Source organism: Mesorhizobium sp. M7A.F.Ca.CA.004.06.1.1, from assembly GCF_003999135.1.
GTDB lineage: Bacteria > Pseudomonadota > Alphaproteobacteria > Rhizobiales > Rhizobiaceae > Mesorhizobium.
Genome location: NZ_RZPQ01000145.1, coordinates 1 through 9,836, shown reverse-complemented (window position 1 = coordinate 9,836; position 9,836 = coordinate 1). Strand labels below are relative to the sequence as shown.

The following is a 9,836-nucleotide window of genomic DNA, read 5'->3' as shown; positions in this document are numbered from 1 at the left end:
GACAATCTCAACCTGGTCATGCCGCAACGCTTCTTTCCGCACGGCCAGGCGGCGCGCGGCGACCGCCATCTCTATGCCTCGCGCACCCGCTTCATCCCGGCTTCGATCCTGGCTGCGTTCCAGCAGGTGTCCTGGCCGAGCGCACAGGCGGCACAGGGCAGGGCGGCTCGGCCGGAGGTGCGCGTCGACATCGGCGCGCGCATGCGCGGCATGTGGAAATAGCTGCGGGATAGCGCCCCATGTTGAAACCACCGGTCAGGGTCGCCATAGCGGGTGCGCTGGGCCGCATGGGCCGCGGGATGGCGTCCGCCATGCAGGGCGACGCGCGGCTGGCGCTCGCCGCCCGCTTCCACCGGCCGGGCAGTATCGGCGAAGGGCTGGTGAGCCGCGACGAGGCGCTTGCCGTGGCCGACCTGGTCATCGACTTCACCACGCCGGCTGCCTCGGCTGATCTGGCCAGCATTTGCGCCGAGCGCGGCGGGCCGTCCCTGGTCATCGGGTCGACGGGCTTCGATGCTGCTGAATTGGCTGCTATCGCCGACGCCGCGAAAACGATTGCCATCGTGCGCTCCGGCAGCTTTTCGCTCGGGCTCAACATGCTGGTCGGGCTGGTCGAGCAGGCGGCGCGGGCACTCGATCCCGATGACTGGGACGTGGAGATTGTCGAGGCACACCATCGCCACAAGGTCGATGCGCCATCGGGGACGGCGTTGATGCTGGGGCATGCCGTAGCCGGCGGACGCGGCATCGACCTGGACACGGTCGCAAGGCTTGCACGCGACGGCGTCATCGGCGCGCGGCCGACCGGCGAGATTGGCTTTGCGGTGCTGCGTGGCGGCAGCATCATCGGCGAACACAGCGTCAGCTTCTGCGCCGAGGGCGAGACCTTGACCTTGTCGCATGCAGCCGGCGACCGCGTCATGTTCGCACGCGGCGCCATCGCCGCCGCGCTCTGGCTCGAGGGACGCCCGCCAGGCGAATATGACATGCGCGACGTGCTGGGCATGACCGGCCTATAGCGGCCGGTTTGTCGTCCCGGTTGGACGTACGCACCCATATCTCGTCCACCTCCGCACCGAAAAAAGAACGCTGGAGGGGTCAGGTCTCTTCAAACCGAACCGTTCGGTTCGATTTCTGTTGACGGACTGTATAGCAGATGGTGAACGCTGGCCTGGTTGTCGGCCTCGGATAGTGGGAGAAGAATCTCACTAAAGATTTGATTTCGAACAATAAAATTATGACCGCCGGGGGCCTGTGCCAAATTTCAAGGCCCGGATTCAAGCTGCGGAGGAACATCTTCGTGATTGGAATCCGCGGCAGGGCAAACCCATCTCGGGGTGGTCCGAGCGACGCGAAATTCCTCCCAAGGGCACGCCACCAGACGGACAGAACAAAGAAATACTGGAGTAACTAAAATGACCAAGATCGCTCTTACCGCCGCCGCCATCCTCGTTGCCACGGGGACTGCTTTTGCCGGCAGCGACAACTATGGCTCGGCCAACGCCAATCAGCCTGCCGTCACTGTCGACCATTCGGTCACCGCTTCGACCTCGAAGTCGACACAGACCGTTCAGGCCCGAGCGTCGCAGGGCGCTGACCGCAATCTCTTCGGCCGCTAATCGCGACTGCCGATATCAACCCAATCTTGAATTCAGGAGTAAATAAAGTGACCAAGATCGCTCTTACCGCCGCCGCCATCCTCGTCGCCACGGGCACCGCTTTTGCCGGCAGCGACAACTATGGCTCTTACAATGCCAACCAGCCGGTTGCGAACCAGTCCGTGTCCAACATCGACACCACACACACCGGCTCGATCCCGAAGTCCGTAAAGACGCAGGGTGATGCCAATGCCAAGGTGCCGGCTCAGTCGGGCCAGGGCATCTGGGGTCGTTGATTTTCTGAAGTCTGCGACCACAAAGAGCGGTGGGCTTTGCCCGCCGCTCTTGTTTTATGCGTTGGGAAAATATTTCGAAATGACGAGCAGTCGGCTAAAGCTCGCCGGGCGGCGCCGGAAAAGTGCTCCACATCCATAATTCAGGTTTCGAGTGATGCACCCGCCCTGATCCAGGGCGCCGTCTGAGACGTTTCCGAGTTGATCATCTCGATCGGATTGCCCTTGAAGATAACGCTGCCGCCATTCTGCCCGGCGCCCGGACCCATCTCGATAATCCAGTCGGCTTGTGTGATGACGTCGAGATTGTGCTCGATCACCAGCAACGTGTTGCCGCTGTCGGCCAGCCGCCCCATCAACCTGACCAGCCTTGCCACATCCGACATGTGCAACCCTGTTGTCGGCTCGTCGAGGATGAAGATGCGTCCGATATTCTGCAACTCCGTTGCCAGCTTGATGCGCTGGCGTTCGCCGCCAGAGAGACTGCTCAGGGGTTGGCCAAGCGTCATGTAGTCAAGGCCGACCTCGGCCACACGGTCGAGTGCCGGGCGGATGTCCGGCTCGTGGAAGAAGCGCTGGGCGTCTGAAACGCTCATGCTCAGCACGTCGTCGATGTTCTTGCCGCGAAGCTTGTAAGCGAGCACCGCGTCGGTGAACCGTCGGCCGTGGCAGACCTCGCAAGCGCTGACGATGGTGTCCATGAAGGCCATATCCATGCGGGTGACACCGAGCCCTTTGCACCCCGGACAGGCCCCGGCCGAGTTGGAACTGAACAAAGAGGCACCGACGCTATTGGCTTCGGCGAATAGTTTTCGGATTGGGTCGAGGACCCCTGTATAGGTCGCCGTGTTCGAGCGTATGGAGCCGCCCAGCGCACCCTGGTCGATGCATACGGCGTCGGGGTAGCGACGCGAGAACACGCCGTTGATCAGTGAACTCTTGCCCGAACCGGCAACGCCGACGACCGCAGTGAGCACCCCTTGTGGAATGTCGACGCTGACGTTCTTGAGGTTGTGGAGGTTGGCGTTGCGCAGCTTCAACCAGCCTGTCGGGGGGCGCAGCACCGCTTTCGGGTGCGGTCGGGCCTTCATGAAGCGGCCGGTTAAAGTGTCGGATCGTTCGAGATCGGCCACCTTGCCCTCGAAGACGACGCGCCCACCACTCTCGCCCGCGCCCGGACCCATATCGATGACATGGTCGGCGATGGCGATGATCTGAGGATCGTGCTCGACCACCAGCACAGTGTTGCCCTTGTCGCGGATCTCTCGTAGCTGATATAGCCGAGCCCGATGCCAGTCATGTGGTCAAGTCGGGCGCAGAGCGCCGCGACGATCGGCACAGCCGCGGTCGTTGAAATTTCCGCGACAATGGGCACAAGATCGCTGGCCGGCATGGCGGCAAGGTCGGCTATGCTGTTGCCGTTGATCTTGCATGCCAGGACTTCCGGCCGCAACCGCGCCCCATGGCAATCCGGGCATAGCCCGCTGGTCACCACGCTCTCCAGCGCCTCGTTCCGGTCTGAACTCGACCGGTTGTGCAGAAAGCTGCGGTGAAAGCGCGGGATCAGCCCCTCATACATCGAACTCGCCCACCAGCCTTTGGCCGGATGCGGCGGCTTGTGTGGCTCGGCATTCAGCAAAAGCTCCCATTCCTCGGGACTGTAGTCTTCGAGTTTCTTGTCGTTGTCGAAATAACCCGACAGCACATAGCGCTTCCAGCGCGCGCTGCCGACAGCGAGAAGCGGGAAGCGGATAGCGCCATCGTTGAGTGATTTCGAGCGGTCGAGCAGTGCGTCGACATCAACCGTGGTGATGGCGCCGATCCCCTCACAGCGCGGGCACATGCCGTCCGGATGGTTGAAGGAAAAGACGCTGGACAGGCCGACAAATGGTTCGCCGACCCTGGAAAACAACAGCCGCAACAGGGCTTGGATGTCGGTGGCTGTGCCGACGGTCGAGCGGGCATTGCCGCCTAGGCGCTTCTGATCAACAACGATCGCCACCGCCAGATTCTCGATCAAATCCACGTCTGGCTGTCCATAGTGCGGCAGGCGATGGCGGGCGAAGGAACTGAAGGTCTCATTGAGTTGGCGCTGCGATTCCGCCGCGATTGTATCGAATACCAGCGAGGACTTTCCCGAACCCGAGACGCCGGTGAAAACGGTGATGAGCTTTTTTGGAATGTCGATGCTGACGTTCTTGAGATTGTGCTCGCGGCTGCCGACGACACGAATGGCCTCATGACTTTGCAGTTCGTGAGACCGCCAGGCGGTTTTGCGCAGGGGAGATCCGGTCATTTCCGGCTCGCGAGTTCAGTCAGCGGGATGGCGCACGTGCGGACCGGTTTGCTCGATTATCGGCGGCCCATATGGAAAAACTCGCTATATGCGGTCTGGTTCCCAACCAGGGCGGCTTCGCTGGAACATGCGATCGGCAACGTGCCCGACGCGTCGTTTTGCATGGGACGAAGCCGTGCGGGACAGGTCTTAGCGGAGATCCTTCGGCCTGAGGCAATGCGTCAGCCGCGCTCCGCCGAAGGCGAGATCCGTCCAGTCGGTGTCAACGGTGAAACGGGCCAGCGCCGCGGTCGGGAATTTTTCCTCAAGCCGGTTCCGAGCGGAGCCATCCGATTGGGAACCGGCAAGGCGCCGTGCGAATTCTTCCAGGCCGGGATTGTGGCCCAGCAACAGAATGGTGTTGGTTGCGGCCTTTACCTTGCTCAGCTCGGCGAGAATGTCCGCCGCCGTCGCTTCGTAGAGCGCTTCGACAAATTCGACAGGCGCCTCCATGGGCCACTCGGCCGCCACCAGCCGCCAGGTGTCGCGGGTGCGCAGCGCCGGCGACACCAGCGCCAGGTCCGGCAGCCAGCCGCGCGCCGCAAGCTCGCGCCCGATCGAGCGCGCCGCCTTCACTCCGCGTTCGGCCAAAGGCCGATCGAAATCATCAAGGCCAGGGTCGTCCCAGCTGGATTTGGCGTGACGAAGCAGGAGAAGCTGTTTCATCGTCACGCTCTCGCCTCACGGCGTGATGCGCGCCAGATGCTCGAGGTCGGTTTCCTCGCGCAGCGGGTCGGGGGCCATCACCACCGAAGTGCCGTTGTCGGCATCGTCGGCAAAGTGGGCAAGCACGGTGCGGCCGGCCTCCATGCGCGCCTTGCCTTCGGCAACCAGTCCCAATGCCAGCGGATAGAGCCGGTGCTCGGCCTTCAGCACGCGGGCTGCCAAAGTATCGGCGGTGTCGCCGACCATCACCGGCACGGCCGCCTGTGCGATGATCGGACCGTCATCCATCTCGGAGGTGACGAAGTGCACGGTGCAGCCATGGATGCGGATGCCGGCGGCCAGTGCGCGCACATGGGTGTCGAGCCCCTTGAACGCCGGCAGCAGGGCAGGGTGGATGTTGATCATGCGGCCCTGCCATCTCTGGACGAAGCCGGGGGTGAGGATGCGCATATAGCCGGCCAGCGCCACGATCTCGGCGTTGAAGGCCGCGAGCGCCGCGTCTATTGCCGCGTCATGCGCCTGCTTGCTGCCATGGTCGGCACGCGAGACGATCTGCGTGGCGATGCCGCGCGCTCTGGCGATGCCGAGCCCGGCGGCGTCCGCCTTGTCGGAAATGACACCGACGATCTCGGCCGGGAACGCCGGGTCGCTGGCCGCGGCAATCAGCGCGGTCATGTTGGAGCCGCGCCCCGAGATCAGGACGACGGTGCGTTTCCTCTGCGCGTTCATAGGCCGATCGAGCCCCGATAGATAACGCCGGCGTCGCGGCGCGGCACGATGCGGCCGATCGGCGTCACCGTCTCGCCGGCCTCCTGCAGCACGGCGGCGACCTGTGCTGCCTGGCCGGACGCGACCGCCAAGATCATGCCGATGCCGCAATTGAAGGTGCGCATCATCTCTTCCGGCGCCACGCCGCCAGTCTTGGCCAGCCACGAAAACACCGCAGGAACGTCGATCGCCTCGAGATCGAGTTCGGCCGAAAAATCCTTGGGCAGCACGCGCGGGATGTTTTCCGGGAAGCCGCCGCCGGTGATGTGGGCGAGCGCCTTGATACCATGCGTGTTGCGGATCGCCTTGAGAATCGACTTGACGTAGATGCGGGTCGGCTCGAGCAGCGCCTCGGCCAGAGTGGCCTCGTCGTTGAACGGCGCCGGATCGCTCCACGACAGACCGCTGACGGCGACGATGCGGCGCACCAGCGAATATCCGTTCGAGTGCAAGCCAGAGGAAGCCAGGCCCAGCAGCACGTCGCCTTCGACAATATCGTCGGTGGGCAGCAGTTGGCCGCGTTCGGCGGCGCCCACCGCAAAGCCGGCCAGGTCGTAATCATTGCCGTGATACATGCCGGGCATCTCGGCCGTCTCGCCGCCGATCAGCGCGCAGCCGGCCTGGCGGCAGCCCTCGGCAATGCCGCCGACGATTGCGGCACCCTGGTCGGGATCGAGCTTGCCGGTGGCGAAATAGTCGAGGAAGAACAGCGGTTCGGCACCTTGCACGACGATGTCGTTGACGCACATGGCGACGAGGTCGATGCCAATCGTGTCGTGCTTGCCGGCATCGATGGCGATCTTGAGCTTGGTGCCGACGCCGTCATTGGCCGCCACCAGCACCGGGTCGGTAAAGCCCGCGGCCTTGAGGTCGAACAGGCCGCCGAAACCGCCGATCTCGCCGTCGGCGCCCGGCCGGCGCGTCGCGCGCACCAGCGGCTTGATCTTCTCGACCATGAGATTGCCCGCGTCGATATCGACACCGGCCTCGGCATAGGTGAGCCCGTTCTTGCGCTTGTTCACGTCGCGCTTGCTCATTTCTGGTGCCCGTTCAACAATTTTCCTTGTCGCGGGCTCTTCGCATGAACGGTTTCTGTCCGCAAGGATAACGGCCATTTCGGCCCATAAAACCGTGGACAGGGCACGCGTATAGGCGCTCGTGATTGGCGAAAGCCAAGCTGAAAGCCGCTCTCCCGTGCGGGAGATCGGCAGCTTCTCCCTTGTTGCCACCCGCTATCTTCATCATCTATCTCCGACCAAGAGGAGGTGCCAAGCATTTGACCATCCCAAACCTGATCACCATCCTGCGCCTTATCCTGGTGCCGGCGGTGGTGCTGGCGATGCTGCAGGCGCGCTGGGACTGGGCTTTTGCCGGGTTCCTCGTCGCCGGCATTTCCGACGGCGTCGACGGGGTCATCGCCCGCCGTTTCAACCAGCAGTCCACGCTCGGCGCGTATCTCGACCCGGTGGCCGACAAGCTGCTGCTGGTTTCGGTGTTCGTGGTCATGAGCTTCATCGGGCAATTGCCGCTGTGGCTTGTCGTCATCATGGTGTCGCGCGACGCGTTGATCGTCTGCGCGGTGGTGTTGTCCGCCGTCATGACCCATCCGGTCGAGATGAAACCGTTGTTCGTGTCGAAGGCCAACACCGCGATCCAGATCGTGCTGGCCGCGCTTGTGCTGGGAGAACTTGCCCTTGCCGTTCACTTCGACCCGCTGAGGTCAGCCCTCATATTGCTGTCCGGGGTCTTGACCGTGGCTTCGGCCGCAGCCTATCTCGTCACTTGGCTGAGGCACATGAGCGGCTATGGCGAAGGCTCCACTCCGGACATCTGAGACAGAAGCGGCAGCGATCGAGGCCGCGGCCGCCGACATCGCCGCGTCCGCGACCTTTCGCCGGCAGATCTTCTTCTGGCTGGCCGGTGCCGCGCTGCTGGCGCTTTTCCTCTATGTTTTCAGCGCCATCCTGCTGCCCTTCGTCGCCGGCATGGTGCTGGCCTATTTCCTCGATCCCGTTGCCGACCGGCTGCAGCGGCTCGGCCTGTCCCGTTTCATGGCGACGGTGGTCATCCTCATCACCTTCCTCATCGTGCTGGTGCTGGCCTTCGTCATCCTCATTCCGGTTCTGGCCACGCAGATGGCCGATTTCGCCGGCAAATTGCCGGAATATCTGACCCGGCTGCAAAGCCTGATCACCTCGTTCGATCCGAAATGGCTGGAACAGAAGTTCGGCGTCAACGCCAACAGCTTGCGCGACGGGTTGAATTCGCTGCTGACCTCGGGCTTCGGCCTGGTCACCACCGTCTTCACCTCACTGTGGAGTTCCGGCATGGCGCTGGTCTCGGTGGTCAGCCTGTTCGTGGTGACGCCGGTGGTCGCCTTCTACATGCTGCTCGACTGGGACCGCATGGTGGCGGTCATCGACGGTTGGGTGCCGCGCGACAACGTCCAGACCGTGCGCGCCATCGCTCGTGACATCAACACCGCAACAGCCGGCTTCGTGCGCGGCCAGGGCACGCTGTGCCTGGTGCTGGGCGCCATGTATGCCACCGGGCTGACGCTGACCGGACTGAATTTCGGCATCCTCATCGGCCTGTTCGCCGGGCTGATTTCCTTCATCCCCTATGTCGGCTCGCTGACCGGGCTGGTGCTGGCCGTCGGCGTCGCCTTCGTCCAGTTCTGGCCGGACTGGACGATGATCGTCGCGGTCGCGGTCGTGTTCTTCATCGGCCAGTTCATCGAGGGCAACATCCTGCAGCCGCGGCTGGTCGGCAAGAGCGTCGGCCTGCACCCGGTATGGCTGATGTTTTCGCTGTTTGCCTTCGGTGCGCTGTTCGGCTTCGTCGGCTTGTTGATCGCGGTGCCGGCTTCTGCGGCCGTCGCCGTGCTGGTGCGGTTCGCCATTGCCCGCTATCTCGAATCGCCGCTCTACAAGGGCCGCGGCGCGGCACCTGTGCCGCAGCTCCCGGCCGATCGCGGCGGCGGCCACCGCACGCAACCGCGTCGCTGAAGTGACCGCCCAGCCAACCGACCCGCCACGCCAGTTGCCGCTCGATCTCGGCCATGGCACCGGCTATTCGCGCGACGAACTCGTCGTCTCCGGCACCAACAACCAGGCCGTGGCGCTGGTCGACCGCTGGCCGGACTGGCCATCGCCGGTGGTGGTGCTGGCCGGTCCCGCGGGTTCGGGCAAGACGCATCTGGCCTCGATCTGGCGCGCGCGTGTCAATGCGGTGGCGGTCGACGCCAGGCGCATCGGCGACAGCATTGCCAATCTCGGCGCGCGGCCGGCGCTGATCGACGATGTCGATACCGGCGCGGTCGATGAACAGGGCCTGTTCCATCTGATCAATACGGTGCGTGGTGCCGGGTCGACGCTGCTCCTGACGGCGCGCCGCTTCCCGTCCGCCTGGCGCGTCACGCTGCCTGATCTCGCCTCACGGCTGAAAGCGGCGGCGACAGTCGAAATTCATGAGCCCGACGATCTCCTGCTCGCCGGCGTCATCACAAAACTCTTCGCCGACCGTCAGATCGAAGTCGAACCGCATGTCGTGCAGTATCTGGTCCGCCGTATCGAGCGCTCGCTGGCGACAGCGATGCGCGTGGTGGAGCGGCTCGACCGGACCGCGCTCGAACGCAAGACGCCGATCACCAGGGCGCTGGCAGCCGAAACCGTCAACGCCATGGATGAAGGGCAGGGCGAATTCGAGATTTAGCTGAGAGGTCAGTCTCAGAGCCACATTACGGCGAAATGACGGACCGCGAGGTAGACGGCAGAGTGAGCGGCGATATAGCCGGCGGCGACCAGCACAAACATTCCGATACTGACACGCCAGGAGCGGGAGACGACGGCGCCTGGGGCCTGCCTCGCCTGTCTGCGGCTTTCACGGTTGTTCCACATCGCCAGCGCGGCGCAGGCAATTGCCCACGTCACCATGAACGGAACGGTGATGCCGGCATAGGCAAAGTAGGCCGGTCCGAAAAGCGACACCCAGGCATCCATTCCAAGCATCTGAACCCCCTGTTGCCGAACCGGCCACGAATCCACGACCGGAGCCGGAGCAAGTGACCATATGGCTGCGCCGGGCATTGGGCTGTGAGGGGATGGTCGGAGTGGAGAGATTCGAACTCCCGACCCTCTGGTCCCAAACCAGATGCGCTACCAGGCTGCGCTACAC

The 9,836-nt window shown here is 63.7% G+C and carries 12 protein-coding genes and 1 pseudogene; 7 read left to right on the top strand and 6 right to left on the bottom strand.

Annotated elements, in window-relative coordinates:
- The 4 genes and pseudogenes from EN906_RS11730 to EN906_RS11715 all read left to right on the top strand — a co-directional run.
- Positions 1-222 (top strand): annotated as a pseudogene (locus EN906_RS11730) (ATP-dependent helicase); the annotation flags it as partial.
- A gap of 17 nt (positions 223-239) precedes the next feature.
- A complete protein-coding gene (dapB, locus tag EN906_RS11725; RefSeq protein ID WP_127269825.1) occupies positions 240-1,019 on the top strand; it encodes a 4-hydroxy-tetrahydrodipicolinate reductase in 780 nt (259 codons plus the stop codon).
- A 396-nt stretch (positions 1,020-1,415) separates the two neighbouring features.
- Positions 1,416-1,619, top strand: coding sequence for a DUF680 domain-containing protein (locus EN906_RS11720; RefSeq protein ID WP_127269827.1), 204 nt, complete (start codon positions 1,416-1,418; stop codon positions 1,617-1,619).
- A gap of 47 nt (positions 1,620-1,666) precedes the next feature.
- A complete protein-coding gene (locus tag EN906_RS11715) occupies positions 1,667-1,894 on the top strand; it encodes a DUF680 domain-containing protein (protein ID WP_127270735.1) in 228 nt (75 codons plus the stop codon).
- Between the two features lie 140 nt (positions 1,895-2,034).
- Here EN906_RS11715 and EN906_RS38220 read toward each other — a convergent pair whose 3' ends face one another.
- The 5 genes from EN906_RS38220 to purM form a co-directional block, all read right to left on the bottom strand.
- The gene (locus tag EN906_RS38220) at positions 2,035-3,024 is read right to left on the bottom strand and encodes an ATP-binding cassette domain-containing protein (protein ID WP_245466853.1); all 990 of its coding nucleotides are present in this window, start codon (positions 3,022-3,024) and stop codon (positions 2,035-2,037) included.
- Positions 2,994-4,187 (bottom strand): hypothetical protein, encoded by a 1,194-nt coding sequence (locus EN906_RS38215; protein WP_236383102.1) that lies wholly within the window; start codon positions 4,185-4,187, stop codon positions 2,994-2,996. Before EN906_RS38215 ends, EN906_RS38220 begins: the two co-directional genes overlap by 31 nt.
- 189 nt (positions 4,188-4,376) lie before the next feature.
- A complete protein-coding gene (locus EN906_RS11705; protein WP_127270733.1) occupies positions 4,377-4,892 on the bottom strand; it encodes a histidine phosphatase family protein in 516 nt (171 codons plus the stop codon).
- A 15-nt stretch (positions 4,893-4,907) separates the two neighbouring features.
- On the bottom strand, positions 4,908-5,621 hold the full coding sequence (gene purN, locus EN906_RS11700) for a phosphoribosylglycinamide formyltransferase (protein ID WP_127270790.1): 714 nt from the start codon (positions 5,619-5,621) through the stop codon (positions 4,908-4,910).
- Positions 5,618-6,697, bottom strand: coding sequence for a phosphoribosylformylglycinamidine cyclo-ligase (gene purM, locus EN906_RS11695; RefSeq protein ID WP_027037916.1), 1,080 nt, complete (start codon positions 6,695-6,697; stop codon positions 5,618-5,620). Before purM ends, purN begins: the two co-directional genes overlap by 4 nt.
- 239 nt (positions 6,698-6,936) lie before the next feature.
- Here purM and EN906_RS11690 point away from each other — a divergent pair, with 239 nt between their 5' ends.
- From EN906_RS11690 to hdaA, 3 genes are read left to right on the top strand one after another with little or no spacing between them, the layout of a single operon-like run.
- Entirely contained in the window at positions 6,937-7,494 is a 558-nt protein-coding gene (locus EN906_RS11690; RefSeq protein ID WP_127375185.1) for a CDP-alcohol phosphatidyltransferase family protein, read from the top strand.
- Entirely contained in the window at positions 7,466-8,668 is a 1,203-nt protein-coding gene (locus EN906_RS11685; protein ID WP_127270784.1) for an AI-2E family transporter, read from the top strand. Before EN906_RS11690 ends, EN906_RS11685 begins: the two co-directional genes overlap by 29 nt.
- Before the next feature lies 1 nt (position 8,669).
- On the top strand, positions 8,670-9,374 hold the full coding sequence (hdaA, locus tag EN906_RS11680) for a DnaA regulatory inactivator HdaA (RefSeq protein ID WP_127270782.1): 705 nt from the start codon (positions 8,670-8,672) through the stop codon (positions 9,372-9,374).
- A 14-nt stretch (positions 9,375-9,388) separates the two neighbouring features.
- Here the strand turns inward: hdaA and EN906_RS11675 are convergent, their stop codons facing one another.
- Positions 9,389-9,670, bottom strand: a complete 282-nt coding sequence (locus EN906_RS11675; protein WP_127270077.1) for a hypothetical protein — start codon at positions 9,668-9,670, stop codon at positions 9,389-9,391.
- Positions 9,671-9,836: the final 166 nt, after the last annotated feature.